This window comes from Haloarcula sp. HT12, assembly GCF_055271655.1.
This window is the reverse complement of the sequence record NZ_JBUXKW010000009.1, coordinates 14,036-34,709: the sequence shown is the minus strand read 5'-3', so window position 1 is coordinate 34,709 and position 20,674 is coordinate 14,036. Positions and strand designations below refer to the sequence as shown.

At 59.2% G+C, this 20,674-nt stretch carries 22 protein-coding genes; 21 read left to right on the top strand and 1 reads right to left on the bottom strand.

All coding sequences use genetic code 11. The annotated features are described in order from the left end of the window. Nucleotides 1-263: 263 nt before the first annotated feature. From ACY9XZ_RS21575 to ACY9XZ_RS21555, 5 genes are all read left to right on the top strand, one after another. On the top strand, nt 264-1,121 hold the full coding sequence (locus tag ACY9XZ_RS21575) for a lysostaphin resistance A-like protein (protein ID WP_463458976.1): 858 nt from the start codon (nt 264-266) through the stop codon (nt 1,119-1,121). Nucleotides 1,122-1,283: 162 nt separating this feature from the next. After that, nucleotides 1,284-1,877, top strand: a complete 594-nt coding sequence (locus tag ACY9XZ_RS21570) for an LURP-one-related/scramblase family protein (protein ID WP_463458975.1) — start codon at nt 1,284-1,286, stop codon at nt 1,875-1,877. A gap of 363 nt (nt 1,878-2,240) precedes the next feature. Then, on the top strand, nt 2,241-3,023 hold the full coding sequence (locus tag ACY9XZ_RS21565; RefSeq protein ID WP_463458974.1) for a lysostaphin resistance A-like protein: 783 nt from the start codon (nt 2,241-2,243) through the stop codon (nt 3,021-3,023). Next, on the top strand, nt 3,023-3,889 hold the full coding sequence (locus ACY9XZ_RS21560) for an ABC transporter ATP-binding protein (RefSeq protein ID WP_463458973.1): 867 nt from the start codon (nt 3,023-3,025) through the stop codon (nt 3,887-3,889). Before ACY9XZ_RS21565 ends, ACY9XZ_RS21560 begins: the two co-directional genes overlap by 1 nt. Next, nucleotides 3,886-5,463, top strand: a complete 1,578-nt coding sequence (locus ACY9XZ_RS21555; protein WP_463458972.1) for an ABC transporter permease — start codon at nt 3,886-3,888, stop codon at nt 5,461-5,463. The genes ACY9XZ_RS21560 and ACY9XZ_RS21555 overlap by 4 nt, the downstream gene beginning before the upstream one ends. A 433-nt stretch (nt 5,464-5,896) precedes the next feature. On the opposite strand, the gene ACY9XZ_RS21550 is transcribed toward ACY9XZ_RS21555, so the two are convergent. Continuing rightward, entirely contained in the window at nt 5,897-6,283 is a 387-nt protein-coding gene (locus ACY9XZ_RS21550) for a hypothetical protein (protein ID WP_463458971.1), read from the bottom strand. A gap of 200 nt (nt 6,284-6,483) precedes the next feature. Here ACY9XZ_RS21550 and ACY9XZ_RS21545 point away from each other — a divergent pair, with 200 nt between their 5' ends. From ACY9XZ_RS21545 to ACY9XZ_RS21470, 16 genes are all read left to right on the top strand, one after another. Beyond that, nucleotides 6,484-6,663, top strand: a complete 180-nt coding sequence (locus ACY9XZ_RS21545) for a hypothetical protein (RefSeq protein WP_463458970.1) — start codon at nt 6,484-6,486, stop codon at nt 6,661-6,663. Further along, complete coding sequence (locus ACY9XZ_RS21540; protein WP_463458969.1) at nt 6,660-6,815, top strand: hypothetical protein; 156 nt, start codon at nt 6,660-6,662, stop codon at nt 6,813-6,815. The genes ACY9XZ_RS21545 and ACY9XZ_RS21540 overlap by 4 nt, the downstream gene beginning before the upstream one ends. Further along, complete coding sequence (locus ACY9XZ_RS21535; protein ID WP_463458968.1) at nt 6,815-8,323, top strand: hypothetical protein; 1,509 nt, start codon at nt 6,815-6,817, stop codon at nt 8,321-8,323. The genes ACY9XZ_RS21540 and ACY9XZ_RS21535 overlap by 1 nt, the downstream gene beginning before the upstream one ends. Nucleotides 8,324-8,382: 59 nt before the next feature. After that, nucleotides 8,383-8,856, top strand: a complete 474-nt coding sequence (locus ACY9XZ_RS21530; protein WP_463458967.1) for a hypothetical protein — start codon at nt 8,383-8,385, stop codon at nt 8,854-8,856. Nucleotides 8,857-8,940: 84 nt separating this feature from the next. Further along, nucleotides 8,941-9,309, top strand: a complete 369-nt coding sequence (locus ACY9XZ_RS21525) for a hypothetical protein (protein ID WP_463458966.1) — start codon at nt 8,941-8,943, stop codon at nt 9,307-9,309. Next, nucleotides 9,306-9,776, top strand: a complete 471-nt coding sequence (locus ACY9XZ_RS21520) for a hypothetical protein (RefSeq protein WP_463458965.1) — start codon at nt 9,306-9,308, stop codon at nt 9,774-9,776. The genes ACY9XZ_RS21525 and ACY9XZ_RS21520 overlap by 4 nt, the downstream gene beginning before the upstream one ends. Beyond that, on the top strand, nt 9,773-10,030 hold the full coding sequence (locus ACY9XZ_RS21515; protein WP_463458964.1) for a hypothetical protein: 258 nt from the start codon (nt 9,773-9,775) through the stop codon (nt 10,028-10,030). The genes ACY9XZ_RS21520 and ACY9XZ_RS21515 overlap by 4 nt, the downstream gene beginning before the upstream one ends. Nucleotides 10,031-10,084: 54 nt before the next feature. Next, a complete protein-coding gene (locus ACY9XZ_RS21510; RefSeq protein WP_463458963.1) occupies nt 10,085-10,513 on the top strand; it encodes a hypothetical protein in 429 nt (142 codons plus the stop codon). A gap of 6 nt (nt 10,514-10,519) precedes the next feature. Further along, entirely contained in the window at nt 10,520-12,835 is a 2,316-nt protein-coding gene (locus tag ACY9XZ_RS21505) for a hypothetical protein (protein ID WP_463458962.1), read from the top strand. Continuing rightward, entirely contained in the window at nt 12,825-12,989 is a 165-nt protein-coding gene (locus tag ACY9XZ_RS21500; RefSeq protein WP_463458961.1) for a hypothetical protein, read from the top strand. The genes ACY9XZ_RS21505 and ACY9XZ_RS21500 overlap by 11 nt, the downstream gene beginning before the upstream one ends. Continuing rightward, nucleotides 12,986-13,768: a hypothetical protein gene (locus ACY9XZ_RS21495; protein ID WP_463458960.1), complete on the top strand. Its 783-nt coding sequence runs from the start codon at nt 12,986-12,988 to the stop codon at nt 13,766-13,768. The genes ACY9XZ_RS21500 and ACY9XZ_RS21495 overlap by 4 nt, the downstream gene beginning before the upstream one ends. 101 nt (nt 13,769-13,869) lie before the next feature. After that, nucleotides 13,870-15,381 (top strand): hypothetical protein, encoded by a 1,512-nt coding sequence (locus ACY9XZ_RS21490; RefSeq protein ID WP_463458959.1) that lies wholly within the window; start codon nt 13,870-13,872, stop codon nt 15,379-15,381. A 155-nt stretch (nt 15,382-15,536) separates the two neighbouring features. After that, complete coding sequence (locus ACY9XZ_RS21485) at nt 15,537-17,930, top strand: hypothetical protein (RefSeq protein ID WP_463458958.1); 2,394 nt, start codon at nt 15,537-15,539, stop codon at nt 17,928-17,930. After that, nucleotides 17,927-18,253, top strand: a complete 327-nt coding sequence (locus tag ACY9XZ_RS21480) for a hypothetical protein (RefSeq protein ID WP_463458957.1) — start codon at nt 17,927-17,929, stop codon at nt 18,251-18,253. Before ACY9XZ_RS21485 ends, ACY9XZ_RS21480 begins: the two co-directional genes overlap by 4 nt. After that, nucleotides 18,253-20,163: an ATP-binding protein gene (locus ACY9XZ_RS21475; protein ID WP_463458956.1), complete on the top strand. Its 1,911-nt coding sequence runs from the start codon at nt 18,253-18,255 to the stop codon at nt 20,161-20,163. The genes ACY9XZ_RS21480 and ACY9XZ_RS21475 overlap by 1 nt, the downstream gene beginning before the upstream one ends. After that, a complete protein-coding gene (locus tag ACY9XZ_RS21470) occupies nt 20,160-20,612 on the top strand; it encodes a hypothetical protein (RefSeq protein WP_463458955.1) in 453 nt (150 codons plus the stop codon). The genes ACY9XZ_RS21475 and ACY9XZ_RS21470 overlap by 4 nt, the downstream gene beginning before the upstream one ends. Nucleotides 20,613-20,674: the final 62 nt, after the last annotated feature.

The following is a 20,674-nucleotide window of genomic DNA, read 5'->3' as shown; positions in this document are numbered from 1 at the left end:
CAGAGCATGTCGACCCAACAAAAGACAGAGAGACCAGTTCGGTCCCTCTCACAGCAGTGGGACCGATGCTGCAATCCACTCCAGACGAACGGTTACAGAATCCATTGCAGAGGTGTCTCTGGCGGCGAATTTAGCTCGCAGGATATTATTGACCGTCGACATCACCACGATAGGAGCCAAACGGCACCGGGCACCACTATAAGGACTTTCGTTGCCTGCGTTTTCACGCCGGATATGTATGTGTTTGACCGGGGAGGATCACGATGACCCTCACCGAGTCACTCCGTCAAAGAGCGGCACAATCGCCACTCGGTACCTTCCTCGTTGTGTTGACAACGTATTCCGCGCTCATCGTCATGGCCAGCTACACGGTATTCGGGTCCCAATTCCCGACGCTGGCATCACTTCCGTATGCGTGGGGCCCAATGATTAGCGCAGGGGTGACGGTCTGGGTTCTCGACGAAAGCTTGCGTGATTGGCTGGGACAACTCCGACGTGTGCGTGCCGGCGTCCACTGGTATCTCGGTGGGCTCGGAATCGTGTTGATTGGGACCGATTTCGAAACCATAGTGGCGTCGCTACTCGGTGTCGACGTGGTAATACAGGCAGGTTCGTCGGTCCCCGTCACAGAATACCTCTTTTACTTCGCTGTCACGCTCTTTCTAGCCGGTTCTCTAGAGGAGTTGGGCTGGCGTGGCTTCATGCAGCCTCGTCTCCAGCGTCGCTTCCGTGCGGTTACCGCAAGCGCAGTTATCGGCATTGTCTGGGGCCTCTGGCACGTCCCGTTGATGCTCGCCGGAGCGGGTACCTTCGCCGGGTTCCAGGAATACGTTCTGATGACTATCGCCATGTCTACTATTCTTGGCTGGCTGTATAACAACACGAGTGGAGCGCTCCCAGTCGTGATGGTCACTCACGCAGCGAGCAATATGGCGTCCATCGGTCGTGTCACTGGCGACCTGCCAGCTGTGTTCGAACTGCTGTCTGGAAATGTGATGTTCTATCTCCTCTGTGCCACTCTTATTGCACTCTACGCCGGCTCACGGACATTGACGCGAGACGGAACTACCCCGAAGGTTCCCGGACAACGCCGCGAGCAACCGTTCCAAAACGCTGACTGATCCTTGGAATCAAACTACCAAACACCTCAGAAAGGGTGTGACCGAGACAATTATGGGATGAACAGGCGCAAAACCTCGCGCTTCAGCTCGGGGACGATGTCAACCACACATTGAAACAGTGGTTCCGGATTTAAGTGTGGTACCCGTCAAACAGATTGAATAATGAAAGGTCCACAAAAATTCGCGATCTCGGCCCTCACCCTCTCCGGCAGCCAGTATACCGTTGAACAGACGGGCACGGACAAGAACTTTCGGCCCGAGTACGAGGCTAGGGATGTTACTGGTGACACAATTTTCCGCTGCACTCACAATATGTATGAAGAGAACGACACATTTCCCTTCGTCACTACCGATAGCACTGAACTGTTCACTGTCGAGGCCAGTGGCAGTTGGGACATCGCAGGCGACTATCTGCTTACAGATAGCCAAACTGGTGAAGACCTCGTCATTCTGGACAATGACTTTTCGCTCGTTCAAGACACGTGGCGAATCCGCGACGCCGATGATGAGTCTCTTCTTGTCGAAATCAGTTCACGCGGCGCTCTATCTACCCTGGGTCGAAAAATCTTGCCAGTTGGCCAGTGGATTGGACACAGGTTTGAGATAACTGATGCGGACGGTAATTCTGTCGGGACAATTGAGAGTGATTTCGCTGTTTTCGATCAATATGAAATCACGATTAGCGATAGCAGTTCGGTTCCGATAGGCCCGATAGTAGCGGGGACAGTCGTTATCGATGCAATTCAGGGGAATTGACGCTCGTACACAGTCATAATGCCGGCTACACCCCGCTACTGACGGTCTGCTGAGAATGTCATGAGCGTCCCACAATCGATTAAATACTAAAAGGGATACCAAGTCTTCTGGGCCAGAGACTGTGGCTTGGTTGATATGATTTTGCCGATGCTCAATCCTACTATGTCGTTACAACTGCCGATTGATCGAACGGTATCATCCATGGTACGAGACGGCTGGTGGGTCCTCTGCTGGCCGGTCTGGAACCACGAAGACAGACGCCTCCGTGCGCCCTTGCGAGCCGTACTACCGCTGATATTGACCTTTTTCGCGTTCTTTCCCGTCCAAGAGGCTGTCCGTGGACAGTTCGAGAGGAAGACTGTCGTGGGGTCGCTAGAAGCGGCCGGTCTGTTGGTCATCCTTGTCACTGCAGTCTTACTCAGTGCCAGAATCGTTGACCGCCGCCCCGTTCGAGAGTACGGCTTTGGGTTTGACCGCGAGTGGCTGCGGTCGTTCGCAGTCGGCGGTATGATAGCGACGGTGGCCAACGCCGGTACGGTACTCGTGGCACTCACTGCAGGCTGGGCGAGTATCACCGGCTTCATTGGTGGGAGCGGGCCGGTACCGTTCCTCCCCGCACTGGTGGTCGTGTTCGCCTATGTCGCCGTCGCAGCCTCGTGGGAGGAGTTCATTATGCGCGGCGGGATGCTAAAGAACCTCTCCGAGGGAGCCAACGGGTATCTCCCCCGCTGGGCGGCTGTGGGACTCGCGGTTCTCGGGAGTAGTGCAGTGTTCGCGTTCTTGCACTCCGGAAAAATAGCCCATCCCAGTCAGGCCGGCTACTATCTGGTCGCTGGGCTGATACTCGGCGGCATCTACGTCGTTTCGGGCGATTTAGCGCTGCCGATAGGCTTTCATGTGTTCTACAACTTCACGATGGCCTCAGTGTTCGGGCTCGGGGTGTCGCAGGACTCCCCTGAGGTCATCATGCTGGACGTAGTCGGACCGGCGTTCTGGATCGGCGAAGAGGGAATGGCCCGCGTTGTGTTTGCCGTCGTCGGCGGCGTGTTGCTATTCGCATACGTCCGCTGGCGGGATGGCAGCCTCCGCATCAGCGATCAGATCACGCAGTGGACACCCCGCGATAGTGTGGAGGAGACGAACTGATGACACTCGAAGTAGCAAATCTTGGGAAGCGTTTTGAGAATACGTGGGCGCTCCGAGATGTCGATTTCACCCTCGACTCGGGCGTTGTCGGCCTCCTCGGACCGAACGGTGCCGGAAAGTCCACACTCATGCGACTCATTACGACCTTCCTCAAACCGACGGAGGGGGCAGTATACTGGAACGGAACAAATGTGTTCGACGAGCCGAACGTAATCCGGTCGGCCGTCGGCTATCTCCCCCAGACGTTCGGCGTGTATCCGAGCCTGACTGCCAGGGAGTTCCTGTCGTATCTCGCCGGAATCCGCGGCGTCGGGAACGCCGGTGACCGAATCGAGGATCTACTCGAACTGGTGAACCTCGGAGATGCGGCAGACGACCGGCTCGGCGGATTCTCCGGCGGAATGCGCCAGCGTGTTGGTATCGCTCAGGCGCTGTTGTCCGACCCGGATTTGCTCGTCGTCGATGAACCGACCGTGGGTCTCGACCCCGAAGAGCGTGTTCGGTTTCGAAATGTGCTTGCTGACCTCGGAGAAGACCGAGTCGTCGTGCTTTCCACCCACATCGTCTCGGACATAGAGGCAACGGCAAGCGATGTGGCACTGCTTCACAACGGGCAGCTAGTGGCGCACGACCACCCGAGCGCCCTGATAGAGCGAGCCAGCGGCACAGTATGGGAGTGGGTCGTTCCGGATTCGGACGTCCGTGCAGTCAAACAGACCCATACTATCAGTACCACTACACGCCAGCAAGACGGTGTCCGGGTCCGAGCCATCGCCGAAACAGTGCCGGCTGCGACTGCTGAAGCCGTCGAACCGACTCTGGAAGACGCCTATCTCTACATTGTCGGGGAGAACACACGACGATGAGTCTGTTCCGTCCAGCATTTGCAGTGGCACTTGCGGATTTCCGTGAACGGTCGCGGTCGTCGAAACTCCTGGTCGTGCCAGTCCTCATCGCATACTTCGCAAAAGCCGTTGCAGTCGATTCGACACTGGTTATCGGTAGCCAGTACACGGGTATCCCCACAGCAGCATGGTACGGTGGGATGGTAATGGGCATCGGGACACCCATGCTATTGTTCGTTGGGTTTCCGTTTGTCAAAGGCAGCCTGGAACGGGACCGACAGACAAATATTGTGGAACTCGTTGGGACATCGCCCATCACGAACCCACAGTATCTCTTCGGGAAATGGCTCAGTAACATTGCGGTGCTGTTTATCGCTACAGGTGTCTTAGCGCTCTCCACAACGGTTGCCTTTCTTGCAGGTGGGACAGGGCCGTTCAGCGTGATAGCCTTATGGCTCCCGTTTGTCCTCGTAACACTGCCATCAATGGGGCTAGTTGCAGCTGTCGCGGTCTGTTTTGAGACAATCAAACCCCTCCGTGGATCCACAGGAACGGCCCTCTATTTCGTTACAGCGATTGGGGCTATCTCGGTGAGCCTGCTTGCAGATACGCCGGTTGATATCACTGGTATTGCCGTCCTGCGCGAGAGCATGGAAACGGCGATAGCCACACAGTATCCGTCCTTCGAGGGTCCCATCAGATCGTTCGCATACACTTCAAAAGAGAATGCTGTTGAGACGTTCCGTTGGTCCGGACTGGAAGTCACGCTACGGACGCTTGGATCTCGACTACCGATAGTCGCACTCAGTGCAGCCTTGCTCGGTGTGGCAAGCCTCACATTCAATCGGTTTGACGAGAGTTCAGGATGGCTACGCACCCGCTTGTCACGATGGATAGCTGACGACAGCCCCGAAGAGAGTTCACCTGAACAGACACGGGCCAATCCATCCCACACCCCTACCGAACCAGTCACGCTAGCAGCGGCGACAACCCGCAACTTTGGTATCAAACAAGTACTAGCAGCGGAGTTTCGGATGGCAGTGCGTGGACACCGTCGACTCTGGTATCTCGGTTGTCTCTCTGGATTCGTCGCTACTGCCGTGGCACCGCTAAACACCTTAGGAACGCTTGTCGTTCCGATTGTGTTGCTGTTGATGCTCCCGATATGGTCAGAGCTTGGGGTGCGTGAACAGTTTCATCGGACAGAAGAACTCGTGTTCGTCGCCAGTAATCCGTTCCGACTACTCTCGGTGTCGTATCTCGTCAGTGCTGGTATTGGAGCCGGTATGGTCCTGCCGGCATTCCTGCGGTTTACATTCACTGGACAGTTCTATGCACTTTCCGGAGGACTTGTAGCAATACTATGTCTCCCTGCAGTAGCGCTCGCAGCAGGCATTTGGTCAGAGAACCCGGCAGTATTCGAAGTTGGGTACTTGACAGCGTGGTATCTCGGTCCGATGAATGGCGTTGAACCGCTTGATTATCTCAGTGCGAATCCAGCTACACCGTCGATAGTCGTAATAGCGTATCTGGTGTTTGCAGGGGTCGCATTTGCCATAGCCATTGTCGGGCGACATCAACAGATTACAGGCTGAGATTTGAATTCTCAGCGCACGTGATAGGTCTTACCCGTTCTTGTACCCGTTATGTCACACGCTGGCCTCAGCGTGTAAAGCTGAGTAACTGAGATAACGAAATACTCTATGTAGAGATGCTAGTGAGACTCTTTAGTTATGATACACCCTGTCGTCGTCAAGAACAATTGAATCACCTGTTGTGATTGATACCATCACCGTGACTCGGTCTGGACTCTCATTACGAAGTTCAACGAAAATGTCGTCTGCATAATCCGGATTGCTCTCTGCGGAACAGTCAGCAAATGGAATCATCAATACTGGGAGAGACAAGATTGATTATCGCTTCCTCACGTTGGAAGCGAGCGTCTATCAATAACTTGTCTGTACTGGCCAATTCGAAGATGGGAAGACCGGGTATGAAAATCGTTGTATGGCACCCTCATCCCACTCATCACGCCAGCAGCCGGTCATCACGAGCGGACGGAGACACCAAACGGTACTCAATGCGACCGTCACCGAGATACTCCGCATTGTACCCGAACTCCCCGGTAATCCCACGGTCGTGACGAATATCGGAGGGCAGGCACCACTGGATGTCCGTTTGGACGTCGACGGGATCGATATCGAACTGTCCCGGTGGGTCTTCGCTGTCGCTGTAGTCTTGGTCGATAAACAGCGTGACAGTCAGTGCGCCGTCCTCAACACCGCCAAGCTGCAGTCGACACGTGTCTTCCATATCAAGCCCCGCACGGGACACCCAGTCAGCGTCAATGCTCAGATACAGTGAGACCTGCCCCCGAAGAATAATGTCCCGCCCCAGAATCGCTGTCTGTGACATATGACTTCATTGGCAACATTCTAGAATAAAGGCATCGGCTCAGGTGACACTCAACTCTTACACAGCTCTTACAGCATCTTACAGCAGTGTTTCAGGCTCTGACAGCATCGTACAGACTCTTATAATTTTCCTAGGGTGTTTATCCGGCCATCGCGACCCGCATCGCGTCCGTAGTCTAACTTCGGACAGTACCCCTACCCATGCGCGAACACGACCCCGGCGACCGACAGTCGCCGGATAACGCGGCCAAGCCCGCGCATCGACCGTATCGAACCGAGTGGCACAACGTCGACGCTCGTCGACGCGCGCGAGACCGACGCGAGGCAGCCGGTGCAAGCCGGGACCTGACTGCGTCGCTTCTCGCAGGAGGTGGCGTGTGACCGCCTGGGAATGTCGTGAGTGCGACGTTCAGGCGGCGACAGATGTTCCTGATGCAGAGGGTCTGGTCCAAATCGCTCGTGAACGACACGAGATGACGACGGGCCACGAGACCACGGCTGGCGTCCGGAACCGCCAACTGACTCACAACTGATGAAACGCATACTGACGCTGTTACTGACCGGTCTGATGGTCGTTTCGATGGTGGCAAGCCCGGCGATGGCCGCCCCGTCGGATGACCTGGACTTCTCAGACGACAAGACTCCTGACCCCTACATCGAGTGGGATACGGTCACGGTAGCAACACATGACGGCGCGAACATGAGCGGTCCCACGTCGTATTATAGCGACAACGGGAAACCCACCGCATTGAACGCCTCGCTGAACTCATCTCTTGATGAACAAGTCGGCGTTCGATACGATAAGATCGACGCGACCGCCTACGGCGTGTTCCCGCGAGCGGACTCACAGACGAGTCCTCGAGGCGTGTCGGCCGTCGACGACTCGGCTGACTGGTCGAAAGACGTGAGCGGCTCGGCTGGGACGGCATCCATTACGGACGCTGACGGCACGACCGCTGGCAGTGTTCCAGCTGTTCGGTTCTCGACGAGCTCGCAGACCTCGGGCGACGTTTCGACGTTCACCTACAGCAACTTCACCAGCCTGGATGACGCCGAGAAGCGCGTCCCGCTAGTTGGGATGAACGTCGATTCCCTCGAAAGCGGCGCTGAGGTGCAGGTTCGCTTCGAAGAGGATGACGGTGACTACGTCGTTGCGAACGCCTCACAGTCGGCTGACGCGACGGACGCAACGACGATTACCACGGGGGCTAACAACGGCCTCATCTGGCAGGAGAAGGTCGAAAACATGCCCGTCCAAGGGACTGGAGACGGGCAGATGGCGTCTGTCGACTCGATTACAGTCGCGATTGTTGACGCCAACGCACAGGTAACTCTTTTCGGCCTGGACTCGGCGAGAAAGTCGCCTGTCGATATTGGTGAGACGATGCGGGACACCGATGGCGACGGCGAGCTTGAGGAAACGACAATTCAGGAGACGACCTCCGGCGGTGTCATCGGTCTGACTGAGATGTCGTCGATGCCGTCGATGTTCGACTCGGCGACGATCTACGACCTCGAGGTCTACGGCGTCCAACATCGGATGTCTGACCTCACTGCCGAGGAGGATTACTCCGTTGAGTTTAGCGATGCAGAGAACTACGCATACCCGCGAAAGCTGGAGTACAACGCCCGGCTGACCCCTCCGAGCGCTATTGACCTGACGTACTCTGGTGGCGAGCTGAAAGCCCAGCAAGGGCTCATCAGCGACCGATACAAGACAGTTGAGATGGCCGAAGGCGTGAGCGACACGTCCTTCGAGAACATCACCAGCTGGACCGCTGTCTCGGACCAGTACACCAGCGCGAACACAACACACACGCTGGACAACACGATTCAGGTCGGGCAGAGCTACGCTGTTCACGCTGTCATCGTCCTGCAGAACGACGATGAGAGTGACATGAAGGCCAAGTCCGTCGGGGCTGGCGGTGGTGGTGGCTTCTGGTCGGGCGGCTCAGCAATCGGGTCCTTCGTGAACGGAATCATCGCGTCGATTGCTGCGATTGCAGCATCTCTGGGAATCATCTCTCGGAAAGGGAGCTGACGGGTGAGCCACGATGTGTGCCTCACTCATCGCCCACGCGATGCGACTAGGAGGGCAATATGAGCGCTGACGACGACATCGATGCCGTCGAAGTAGATGACTCGCTGTCCTACGTCGACGAGGCAGAGGGCTACGGGTCGACCTTCAGTGAGCGCGCCATGCTCATCCTCAGCGGCGCTATGGCCTTCATATTCGGTGCTATAACCGCACCGATTGAGGCACTGGTCAATCTTGTCGTCGGCCTCATCGGCGCGTTCACCGATGGCGGTGTGGCATGGATCGGCGCATTCACGACCGAGCCCGCACAGTACATCTCTCAATCGTTTGAGGCTGGTGCAGCAGGGTTCTCGAATACTGCCTTCAGCCAACTAGGTCCGTTCTTGCCGTGGCTCGGCACAATCGTCGCGATTGGCGTAGTGTTCATCGTGACGTGGTATCTGGACCGGCGCGACTCCGACGTTGTCGGCCTCGGTGTCGATCTCCCGGTCATCGGCAACGAAGACGACGGAGATGTCTCAGACGAGATAGACTGATGTCCACGCACACCACCAGCAGCAGGCAACTCAGCGCGGTTCGCCAGCACCCGCTTTCTCGTCACTTCTCTGGGGGTAACACAGATGAGTGAAGAGGAGACTGCGCTGGAGAAAGGCGCTGAGTATGTCGACAGCAGTGGGACGCCGTCCATCAAGTGGGACAACCTACTGAGTCTCATCGCGAGCACGCTCATATTGTTCTTCACAGGTGTCTGGATGGCAATCGTCGAAACCGGAGCGAACCTGCAGGTGTGGATAATTCGGAATGGAGGCGGTGCTGTGGTCGAGTTTTATCGGTCGTTCCTCGTTGACTCGGCCGGTGTCATCGACACCAGCTGGACCGCTGCGGGCAACTCGCTGGACCCATTTGGGTTTCTGGCCCCGTGGATAGCTGTCATCCTGGTGATTTCGCTGGTGACGTTGGTCGTCGTCGGCCGGGAGGTGGTGCTGTGAGCGACGACGAAGGGTCGTTGTGGTCCGCTCCGAGCATTTGGTCAGGGGGTGATTCTGCGAGCGACGACAACGAAGGGTCGCTGTGGACCGCTGCAGGCATCATCTCGCTGATTGCCAGCTGGCTCATCACGAATCTGATCTTGCAGCCGATGGGTTTTGCAATCGCCTACGCGGAGTGGGTGTCTGAGACCGCTCTCAATGGGCTGCAGACATCAGTGACAACCGCTCTCGGCGGAGCGGGCTCTTCGATATTCGATGGCATCTACGAAGCTATCATCGAGAGCCCTGACGATACCGGTCCGTCGGTTATCGAGGCTATTGAGAACCTCGCGATGGCCGGCGGTATCGCGAGCCCGATTGTTGTGACGGTCATGTTCGTCATCGTTGGCACGGTCGTCGGAGTTGTGATTGTCATCGCGGTCCGCTACACGGCGGGCTACGTCCCGGGAGGGAGTTATCTTCAATGAGCAAATCAGACATAGCAGCCGGTATTACGGCTGTTTTCGGCGGTGCATGGACCCTGGTGGCAGGGATGACAGATTTCGGCTGGCTACTAACGCATACTGACCTCTGGTATCCGGTCATCACGACGGTATCGCGGTACATCGGCCCGAAGATAGCCCCAAACGTGCCCTGGGAGCTATTCACGCTCGCCGCTGGTGCCGCGTTCGTCACTGCGCTACTGGTCAGAACCTACCAAAACCGGAGTAAGAACCCATGAAATCGAATCACACTGGTCGACACCGAATCGCACTGGACAGACAGGAGGTGACCGATGCCCGCTGAAATGCTCCTGCAGTACTGGGGCTACGTGCTGGCGGCAATCGTACTGATTGCGGTTGCCTACTGGGCCTACGACGAACGAGACCCAGAGGAGCGCGCAGCTGACACGACCAAGAAGGTCGGCAATCGCGCGGCTCGAGCGACGGGCGGGCTCGTCGGCGTGATCGTGGCGGTGCTGCTGGGTCTCGCAACGACGATCATGCAAACCGGGATGGAACTCGGCGAGCTCGCGATGCCGCTGCTGGACTTCGTGGGCGCGAACCCAGAAGTCAGCTCGGGACTCGTCGTGGCCGTCCTCGGCTGGATGGGAATCAGCGGCTCGGTCCCGATCTCCGGCGTCCAGTTCTTCGCGATTGCGATTATCCTCATCGGGAGCGCGGTCGCGATTGCAGCGTACACAGACGACAGCACTGAGGTCTGATACTCTATGGTGAGCTACAGTCGTATCGTGCTGGTCATGTTGGCCGTCGCCAGCGTCGTTGCCGTCCCCCCGGCGGCGGCAGACAACAGTGACCAGGTCGATTCACGACAGGCGGTCTTAGAGACGATTGCAGAGACCGAGCCTGCTAACGCACACCCGGACACAGTCCGGGAGGTAGCCAGTTGGCTCGAAGCAAACGGCGAAGCGGAGTTATCACAGGCAGAGTATCTGCGGGTTCGTGGCTGGCTCCAGGACGCCGTCGACTCACAGTCACTCGGCGTCGACGTGCCAGACAGACCGACCGGTGACTCGGGCTCGAGCACGACCTCGTCGGACCTCTCAAAAGCGGAGGTCATGCGGACGGTCAAGAACACGCAGCCGGCCGAAGCCTCTCCAGCGGAGATACAGGAGATCGGCCACTGGGTCTCCTCGGAGGGCCCGGACCAGCTGACGGTCAACGAGTATCGCGCGGCGCGGACGTGGGTCCGGCAGGGCATCGGAGCGACGAACGCGGAGCTGAACGCGACCATGCCATCGGTTGATGAGTTCCGCGATGCTGTGACTCAAAACGCTCCGGAGAAGGACGCCACCAATCTCACGTTCCAGCAACTAAACCCGCGCGGAGAGCGACCAAGCGCGAACGCCCCACAGGGAGTCAGGGCAGCCGATGCATACAGTGAGTACGGTCTGCAGACGCTCCCGACGGAACTGTGGGCACTACCCTTCGAGGGCGACCAGTCGCCGCTGTGGTCGTTCATGTCCTCTGACGCCACGGTGAAACGAAACAAAATCAAGTTCGCGACAAACCGGCCGCGAACGACTGAGGATGTTTCCATCGAGGACAAGAACTACACGCTGAAAATCGCGTACTGGCAGCCTGAAAGTCGGGTTGTCGAAGAGGGCAACCAGACGAGGGAGGTCACCTACGCAACGAACATCTCGACGGTGACCCGGACCTATCGGATGTCCGATGGGCGGGACGAACAGGTCATCCCGCTGCGGCCGCACTACGATGAGAACTACGAGACGACGATTTGCGTCCAGGAAGCCGACGACGAGGAGAGCTGTCTAGCGGATGCAGACGCGAACCGCTGGCGGTTCACCCACGCCTCAAACAACGCCTATGAGGTCCTTCCTGCCACGAGCCAAGGCCGTCGGACGGTCTACGCGTTCGGTCTCGTGGGCATCACGGTGCTGGTAACGCTGGTGACGCTCTTCGGCGTCCGGAAGCTCATCGAGAAAGCGCTGGCATCGCCGAATATCTCGCTGCTGGTGTGGGTCATACTCGGTTTGGCTGGCCTCATTGGACTCGTTCTGATGTGGGAATCTCTCGTCGAGATGTTCGTACTGAGACCGTTCTTGATAGCCGTCCCGGTCGGGATATTCCTCGGGATCGTCGTGGCGGAGTGGTTCGGCGATAACACGTACCTCGCTGCGGCGATTCGCTTCAGCCTCGATGAGGTCCAGGACCCGGGCAAGCAGGTGGACAACGATGAGGTCGGGTCCGACCTCGCGGCCGACGGCGGGGACGAGCTCGAGGATACCGACGCGGTCCCGGGCGGAGCTGAGGATGACAGCGCACAGGGCGTGCTGAAGATGGATATCGTCCCGACACGGATGGTTCGCCACGACGAAGGGCGTGCGACGGTCAGCAACGGCGCACGGGCGTTTCTCGCACGGGCCCGGGGCGCACGGTCTGATGTCGAGTACGACGGCAATCCGCTCACTCGCGTCGAAGTCGACGGCGGACCCTACGAAGAGGCGTACCTGCTGGACCCCGAATCAGACCAGCCCATCGAACACCAGCCCGAGGGCCACAGTCTCAACATCCCGGCCCCGATCTCCCGCGAGACGGTTGAGACCGAGGACGGTCAGACAGTCACGCGCTGGGAGACGAACATCAAGCCCTACGTCATCGGGATCGGCGCGCTGGCTGCCGGTTGGATTGGTGGCGCGCTCTTGTTCACGAACGGCCTGCTGGGGCTGGCGCTCAGCGGCTTCCTCGTGTTCGCGTTCGGCGTCGCAAAGCCCGACAAGGGCTACATGAAGCTGGACCTCGCGCCGTTGCACTACCACACGGCTGTCGGGACGATGCTGCAGCACGCGGCGAAGCTCGGTGACGCGAAGTCCTGGCAGACGATGTACGAGGAAATCAAGGCCGAGAAGGGACGGAACCGGGCCGAAGAGAAGAGCCTCGAGGACCGCGGAGCCCGCTCACAGGCGTCCGCTGTCACCGAGGAATACGTCGGCCCAGAACCAGAATACCAGCCGGACAACCACGCTGAGAACGGGCAGCGGGAGGTGCCAGCCGATGATGATTGATATCGACTGGCTCATTGGACACCCTGCTGAGTTCGTCGACGTTGGCTTTGAGGTGACGGCCACCCAGCTGTCTGGGGCAGCCGAAGCCGTTCCGCTCCTGCCGATGCTGGCTGTACTCGGTGCGGTCGAAGTCCTCGGGAGGCAGCAGCTATGACGGGCACGGACACGCGACCGGTCGCAGACGCTCCCGAAGACGACCGGCCGGCGCTGCGAGCGCTGACGACGCAACAGCGAGACCTCCTGGACGAACTCCTCGATGGCGACCTCGAGACGCGGGCGGACATCCTGCGGTGGATGCAAGAGCTGTCGGTACACACGCTGGGCCAGCTGGGGGACGGCTGGTTCCGGCAGCAGGTGACCGACCCGACCGTCGTGAGTGCGTTCATCGGCCGGCCGTGGGGCCCGTTGCGAGACGAGGGCGTCGACGAGGACTGGCTGCTCGAGTTCCGGCGAGACATCGCGGCGAAAGACATCGTCGGTGCGCTTCACGCGTCCGCTCGAGAGTTCCGGTGGTCAGCGGCGGAGTTTCACGACTACCAAGACGAGGATGTCGATCTGTCGGCCGTCGACCCGGAGAACCAACACCCGGGGATGCGGCCGAGTCTCGGGACGCTGGCGAACCGGCAGCGAGAGGCGCTGAACGTGCTTCTGGATGGGTTCGAGGACCCGGACCACTTCATCCAGTGGGGACAGAACGCTATCCGGGCGACCTACGCCGAGATCGGGCAAGATGTCATCCGAGCGGCGTACTTCGACGTGCAGATGCGAGAATGGCTGTGCGGGCCCGCCCACGGCGTCGCTCAGTTTCATCGCGAGACGTGGGCTGCGAAGTATCTCTTTCCTGGCTTCAACCGGTCGGCCTCGAAGGTCGCGTCGCGGTCGATGGAACAGCCCGAAGAGAGTGAGAACGACCGCGGTCATGTGCCACACTAACTATGAGTTCTAAACATCACAACGACGAATCTGAGTTCACGGAAAGTCCCAAAAACAACGGCGGGACTGCACCCCGAGGAAACGACTGGGGTGAGCGGACGATGCAGAGCTGTCGCAATTATAAACCTCCGGAGCGGTGGCAGACGGACGCCTACGAGATGCGACGCTGTTTCGGTGTCCCGGAGGTCAACGAGGAAGAGGAATATAAGCAAAATCCACGGGCTCGGATGTGTTATCCCAATCTGCTCATTCACGAGCGGGACCCGACCAGATCGACGAACGACCCTGGTGGCGAGGTTGCCGTCATCCGGGGCCGTCGTGGCTCGGGCAAGTCGACGTTGCTTCGAGAGGCGAACATCCGAATCCTGAACGAGAACGCATCAGTCAACGACGACGGCTATGTTGAGGGCGAGTTCAGCGTCTGGCGGGGCAGTCCAGAGCGGTCTGAGTGGCTGGACCTCCGGAAGTGGACAACGCTCTACCTGCCAGAACACGCCTCGATAGACGCGATTTGGATGGACGAGGATGAGGACATCAGCAGCGGCGAGCCAATCTGTGAGGTGGATGACCTCGAGGACCTCGTTCGCGATGTGGTCTACTATGAGAGCGTGCTGGACCTTCTGGAAAAGTTATCGAGTGGGCCCGCAGGGACGTTCAACGTCGTCTATCCGGACCCGTCGTTCCAGGGTTGTACGGACCTCTCTCGCGAGACCTCGCGAGGTCAGTTCGACGAGCTGCCGTACATCCCAGCGTGGGAAGCTCGCAATAAAGACGGTGTCCAGCCAACGCCGACCTCGCACTGGTGGTTCATGTTCCTCGTCGCAGCGGTCGACTACTCGGCGTACTACAAATGGATGACTTTCTCGTTCGACGAGGGCGGAGACCTGATGCCACAGCGGGCTCGACAGGACCAGCATCGTCTCTACGATAAAGTGGAAGTCGCTCGCAGTTGCATCGCCGACTCGAGGCGTGCTGGACTCTCGATTCTGATGGGAATCCATCGGAAAGAGAACGTGAAAGCCGATATTCTCAAGGAATTTGGAAGATGGATATGGATGCCAGACGGGAAGCCAAACCCGAAAGAAGGCGTCCGGTCAACGTATCCCCCCGGATTCGACGGCGTCGACATGCCCAACGATCTTGAGCTGATGTCGCATCGAGACGTTGAGGATGGGATCGGGCTGTGTTTCACCGAGAACGAGAACACGCTCTTTCGCTGGGCTGATGTCTCGACAGGGGAGTTTAGCGGAAAGAAACTCGTCATCCGTCTCAGCGAACCCGACGAGAAGCCGACGCCCGACGGCGTCGACGAGCCAGAACCCGAGCTCGAGTACGACGACTCCGTATTCGGCGAGTGGGAGAACCAGACTGCCCACCGGCTGTACGTCAAAGACCCGGGCGATGGCTACGTCAACCTCAAGGACGGGGAGATCGGGGAGGAGCTGACCTCCCCAGTGGGGGACCTGGAGTTCGTTGACGGTCTCGTCGACGGAGATCGTCACCGGGAGGTCCGGATGCGAAATGCTGATGGCGAGGAACTGGTTGTCGCTCGGATTCCATCTGATTCGCTTCCAGACACCTCAGGAAGCGGACAGGAGGGGGTGGGGGCGTGAGCCGAGATATCGGCGAACTGGTTAGAAACCTGATGCCAGTCGCACGCGCGCGTAGCCTCTGCTCAGACTACACACCCCCCGCGATTGGAGGGGGGCCCGGCCGGCGGGCCCTGTCCCTGTTGCTAACAGTTCTAATTGTGACAAGTGCTGTTGCGATGCCGGTCCTCGCACAGGAGAACGACGTGACTTGGAGCGGCGAAGTTCAGCTGAATGGTAATCCGGCAGCCGATGGCACGCAGTACCAGTATGACATCTCCGATCTCGATTCGGCTGGGAATTTCACGGTCGACGTGACTGGGACGACCCACCGCGAGTGGGATAACGCCTCATCGGCCGGAATGTCTCCGTCGGGGACTTTTGACCCGGCGCTGGCTGGGGACCTCGAACCGACTGGGCCCGCAAGCGGAGAACCGAAACTGACCGTCACGGGACACACAACGACGGTAACGATTGACGAGCAAGAGGGCGACGGATCAAATGAAAATAATGTGGGAATTTACGGCGACAGCGGCGACGATGAAATAAAGAGTGAGATTCAGTGGACTGCGGACGAAAGCGGAGAACTCCGCGAAATCCAGATGAACGTCGTTTCGGGCGTCTCCGGGACTGTCCTCATGGATGTGTACATCGTCAGAGAGAAAACTGACAGGACATACGGAGAGGGGACATTAGTCAAGAGTGATTGGGACCCTTCTAGCACGGGGAATTGGGGGACAATCGACCTTGATACTCCGGTAGATGTCTCGGAGGGAGAGACCCTCACTGTCGAGATTGTCACGACTCAGGGAGACTATGACGGCAGTAACGATGGTGTCTATCTAGAATATGATGATAGCATCGATAGCGCCCGGTTGACAAGTACCACCTCCGGGAATAATTATGTCGCTCCTGATGTGTCGATGGTTTATGCCCAACAGCCGGATGTGTCTGTCACCGATACCGACTCGGGGGCCACGACGGATTTTGGTGCGTTCGCGGACGGTGAGACCAAATCCACCGGCTTCGACCTCTCGACGGCGTCGACACTGGACTTTTCCAATAGTGGCTCTGGTGGCAGTATTGATGTGACTGTTGCCGGCAAGGAGGGGACCCAGACGGTCGACCCGACAGTGACGGTGAACGGCCAGACGACGAGCTACAGCGGTACGCTCCCGGATGGGACAACTGAATCTCTCTCAGTTGACCCGGCCTGGCTCGAATCTGGAACCAACACGGTGAACGTCACGGTCGGCGATGGGTCGCTGTCATCTGACGCTCCGACGCCACAGGTCGGCCTGGACTACAGTCACGACGCCGCTGACCGCGTCACAACGACCTACACCGCCGAACAGTGGACTGAGCGGTACAACGTCTCGCATCAGTACTCAAGTAACCGGGACAACGCAGCGCTGACGATCCCGTTCGCCGATACGGTCTACGGCGTGACCACCGTCGAGATGCGCGTCAACGATGGCACATGGTCCAGCGTGTCCTCGTCAGACTACTCGCTTTCCGATGGCGAGCTCACGGTCCAACTCGGCAGCGTCGCAGCTGGGGATACGGTTGATGTCCGATCCAGCGCACGGAAGGTGAACGTCAATAACGCCGATATCACTGTCACTGAACCCTCGGAACCCGGACAAAAGCTGGATAGTCAGATCCAAATCAACTCTTGGTCAGACTCGTCATACATCGAGGTGCCAGAACACAAGAACTGGCAACAGGTCCACTATACGTACAACGAGAGCTGGAACGCTGAGTCCTACTCCGTTATCGACGACACGGGCTACCAGCGGCTCCATCTGCCCAATGCTGACGGCGGGAGCTCGACCCGCGTTTCGACGATCCCCATCGAGGCGATGCCGAGCAACGGCGATGTTGAGATAGAGGTTGTCGATCCGTCGTCGACGGAACCCGAGTTCCGCGTCAGCGAGGGCGAGAAAGTCGACGACGAGGTCGATTTCACCCACATCAACGCGAAGGATGACACGGACTACATTCTCTGGTCGGTCTCCCGCGAGACCGTCCTCGATTCCGGGACGGCCTCATCGCCGCTGACGCTGAGCGACGACGACTCGAGCGAACTAATCGAGTTCCGCATCGACGACAGCGGTGGCGACGGGGGCGGTGGCGGCGGTGGCGGCTTTTGGGCTGAGTCCCAGCAGACCGTCCAGCAGGTCCAGCCGGCCCTCTCGCCGATGGCTATCTCCGGTATCTTCATCGGGCTCCTGATTCTGTCCGTGGGCTACACGGAGTACCGGAAGCGGCGGTCCTCGAAGCCAGTCTACCGGCGGCCGCTCGTCTGGCTGGCAATCGGAGTCGGGGCGTTCCTGTCGATCCTGCTGCTGAACCCGATGGCTATCACGGAGCCAATCCAAACGGCACTGTCGGCGACGCTCCCGCTGGCAGGGGTTCTCGGCGTGATCGGCGTGGCGGCGTGGCTCTACATGCGACAACAGCGGAAAAACGAGGAGGCGTCGACGCCGGACACGGTTGTCGAGATTGCGGGACAGGTCTCGTCGAACGACTCGCAAGACTCATCGGATGACGGCGGAGGTGGGTGGCTGTGAGTCTCACCGGGACTGTCCTCAAGGAACTCGTCAGTCTCGTCGGTATCCAGGGCGTCTCGGTCGCGGCCATCGTCGCACTGCTGGCAATCGCAGGCTTCGCGAGCAAACTGGGGACGCTGTTCCGACCGGCGAGTAAGGCCGTCCACGCCGGGTCGACGGCGTCGAACGGGCTCGCCCACATCAAGTACGTCGCCATCGCGCTGGCGATGCTGTCGCTGCTGGGAATCACGTCGATTAATCTCGATGCTGCCCGGCACTACTACGAGCTGGTCGCTGGGTACGACTGGTCTCCTGTCGTTGACCTACTCCGGGAGGCAATCTGATGCGGACCGACAGAGCGACTGAGGTCCTGTTTGAGGTTGCCCACGAGGATATCATCGACTTAGCGCAGGCGTATCCAGACCGACGTGTCCTCGAGGTCGACTGGCAGGCGATATCGGAGGTCGACGCGGGTCTGGCTGATGACCTGCTGTCTCGACCCGAGCAATCGCTTCCCGATCTCGAGGAGGCGCTGCGGAAGTACGATGTCCCGGATATCGACGGTCCCGTGCTCGCCCGCGCCACCGTCCGGCTGGAGAACCTCCCGGACGAGCACACGCACCCGGTTGCGGGATACTCCCCATCCAACTATATCAACCGTCTCATGGCCCTGGACGGCCAGATTACCAAGCGCACGGAAGTCCAGCCCGCGATTGCTGAGGCGGCCTATAAGTGCGTCTACTGTGGCGCACTTATCCGGGTCCCACAACCACCGTTCGGCGGGCGGGAGCGACCTGACGAGTGTAGTGCTGACCAGTGCCCGTCACACAACCCACAGATGCGGCCCGGTTTCTCGCTTGAGACCGGTCGGAGCGAGTGGACAGACTACCAGAAGGTCCGGCTGCAGAAACCGCCAGAAGACGCACACGGCGAGTCTGAGACAATCGACTTTCACGTCAACGGCGACCTCGCTGGCGACGAGGCGATTACCGGCGGCTCGCGGGTGACCCTCGTCGGCCGATTCGTTCCCGTCGACGAGTACGGGACGGTCAACTTCGACCAGACGCTGGTCGCGAACAACGTCATCCCGGAGGACGATGTCTACGGCGATGTCGAGATCGGAAGCCACCTCGAGGACATCAAAGACATCGCGAGCGACAACCCGCGGGAGCGACTCCAGAAGGCGTTTGCTCCGGGCGTCGCTGGCTACCCACAGGAAAAGCGAGCGCTGCTACTGCAGATGTTCGGCGGCTGGTCGAAAACGTCTCCTGACGGGAACTACCACCGCGGCGACTCTCACATCTATCTCATCGGAGACCCGGGCGTGGGCAAGTCCGTCCTCCTGCGCGCGGTGTACGAGGTCGCGCCACGGGCGGCCCTGACCGATGGCACGGGCTCGTCGGGCGCGGGCCTGACCGCGGCGCTGAACAAGGACGATTTCGGAGACGGACAGTGGACGATTGAGGCAGGCACTCTGGTCCGGGCATCGGGAGGTATCGCCGCTATCGACGAACTCGATAAAGGTGACAACTCCGACCTCCAGGCGATGCACACTGCCCTCGAGGCGCAAGAGGTCCACGTCAGCAAGGCCGACAAGAACGCGACGCTGCCGGCGAAGACGGCTGTCCTCGCGGCCGGGAACCCGACGGGCGGCCACTTCGACCCGACCAAAGAGTTCGCCGCGCAGGTCGACCTCGAGAGTCCGCTGCTGTCTCGCTTCGACCTGATATTCACTGTTCGCGAGCGCTACAAGGAGGACAAAATCCGGAACGTGGCGAACATCATGGTCGAAGGCCGCGATGCCGCAGCTCGTCTCCAGCACGACGAGGACCTCCCCGAGGAACTGGCGTCGCTCGTCGAACCGAAGTTAGACCCGGAGCTGTTCCAGTCCTATATCGCACACGCTCGCCAGGAGTACGAGCCGGTCGCGACCGATGCAGTGAAACAGCGGATGAAGGACTGGTACACAGAACTGAAAACCACGCTGCCGGACCGCTATACGTCGGCAATGGAAGATGACGGCCGCGACTACGACGGCCCGCCCCTGCCGGTGACCGCTCGGAAGCTCGATGCCTGTTACCGGCTGGCTGAGGCATCGGCCCGAATGCGGCTGTCCGAGACAGTCGAGATGACCGATATCGAGTTCGTCACGCCGCTCATCGAGCGCTCGCTGGCTGACATCGGCATCGCTCCCCAGAGCAATGCAGCGCTCGGGAGTGCTGACGATCTCGACGCTGGGGAGGTGGGTCTATGAGCACTGATCGTCAGGTGATGCTCGAGGGCCTGGACATTGACGACCAGGAGGAGTGGGAGTTCGACGACGAGTGGCCCGTTCCACAGCTCCAAAACGGACACCGGAACGCTGTGGCGCTGGGACACGCCATCAACGATGCGAATGAGTCCGACGGTATCGAGGTCGATGACCTCCTCGAGGTCGCTGGCTCTGTCGTCTGGACGGCTGTCGACCTGCTGCGACGGCTTGGGCGGTTGACCCTCAGCGCGTGGCCGCTGGTCCTGCTGGGATTCCTCTCTGTCCAGATGTGGTTTGTCTATGGACTCAGCTACTTCGAGACCACGGCGCTGTCTCTGACGACGGCGCTGGCGCTGTACGGGCTCGGGACAGCACTGTATCTCAGCCATCGGGCTCTCTCCCGTTACTGGTGGCTCTACAACCGGGTTCGGGTGGCACGGAATTCGCACTAATGGGTCGCCCTGCATGTCTTATCGACGGTGAGATCCTCGGAATTTACTAACTCTTTATCTCA

Excerpts from the sequence above, each read along its gene's own strand:
- ACY9XZ_RS21575 (WP_463458976.1), top strand. The coding sequence starts at position 264 with ATGACCCTCACCGAGTCACTCCGTCAAAGAGCGGCACAATCGCCACTC.
- ACY9XZ_RS21570 (WP_463458975.1), top strand. The coding sequence starts at position 1,284 with ATGAAAGGTCCACAAAAATTCGCGATCTCGGCCCTCACCCTCTCCGGC.
- ACY9XZ_RS21560 (WP_463458973.1), top strand. The coding sequence starts at position 3,023 with ATGACACTCGAAGTAGCAAATCTTGGGAAGCGTTTTGAGAATACGTGG.
- ACY9XZ_RS21555 (WP_463458972.1), top strand. The coding sequence starts at position 3,886 with ATGAGTCTGTTCCGTCCAGCATTTGCAGTGGCACTTGCGGATTTCCGT.
- ACY9XZ_RS21550 (WP_463458971.1), bottom strand. The coding sequence starts at position 6,283 with ATGTCACAGACAGCGATTCTGGGGCGGGACATTATTCTTCGGGGGCAG.
- ACY9XZ_RS21545 (WP_463458970.1), top strand. The coding sequence starts at position 6,484 with ATGCGCGAACACGACCCCGGCGACCGACAGTCGCCGGATAACGCGGCC.
- ACY9XZ_RS21535 (WP_463458968.1), top strand. The coding sequence starts at position 6,815 with ATGAAACGCATACTGACGCTGTTACTGACCGGTCTGATGGTCGTTTCG.
- ACY9XZ_RS21530 (WP_463458967.1), top strand. The coding sequence starts at position 8,383 with ATGAGCGCTGACGACGACATCGATGCCGTCGAAGTAGATGACTCGCTG.
- ACY9XZ_RS21525 (WP_463458966.1), top strand. The coding sequence starts at position 8,941 with ATGAGTGAAGAGGAGACTGCGCTGGAGAAAGGCGCTGAGTATGTCGAC.
- ACY9XZ_RS21515 (WP_463458964.1), top strand. The coding sequence starts at position 9,773 with ATGAGCAAATCAGACATAGCAGCCGGTATTACGGCTGTTTTCGGCGGT.
- ACY9XZ_RS21510 (WP_463458963.1), top strand. The coding sequence starts at position 10,085 with ATGCCCGCTGAAATGCTCCTGCAGTACTGGGGCTACGTGCTGGCGGCA.
- ACY9XZ_RS21505 (WP_463458962.1), top strand. The coding sequence starts at position 10,520 with ATGGTGAGCTACAGTCGTATCGTGCTGGTCATGTTGGCCGTCGCCAGC.
- ACY9XZ_RS21500 (WP_463458961.1), top strand. The coding sequence starts at position 12,825 with ATGATGATTGATATCGACTGGCTCATTGGACACCCTGCTGAGTTCGTC.
- ACY9XZ_RS21495 (WP_463458960.1), top strand. The coding sequence starts at position 12,986 with ATGACGGGCACGGACACGCGACCGGTCGCAGACGCTCCCGAAGACGAC.
- ACY9XZ_RS21490 (WP_463458959.1), top strand. The coding sequence starts at position 13,870 with ATGCAGAGCTGTCGCAATTATAAACCTCCGGAGCGGTGGCAGACGGAC.
- ACY9XZ_RS21485 (WP_463458958.1), top strand. The coding sequence starts at position 15,537 with ATGCCGGTCCTCGCACAGGAGAACGACGTGACTTGGAGCGGCGAAGTT.
- ACY9XZ_RS21475 (WP_463458956.1), top strand. The coding sequence starts at position 18,253 with ATGCGGACCGACAGAGCGACTGAGGTCCTGTTTGAGGTTGCCCACGAG.
- ACY9XZ_RS21470 (WP_463458955.1), top strand. The coding sequence starts at position 20,160 with ATGAGCACTGATCGTCAGGTGATGCTCGAGGGCCTGGACATTGACGAC.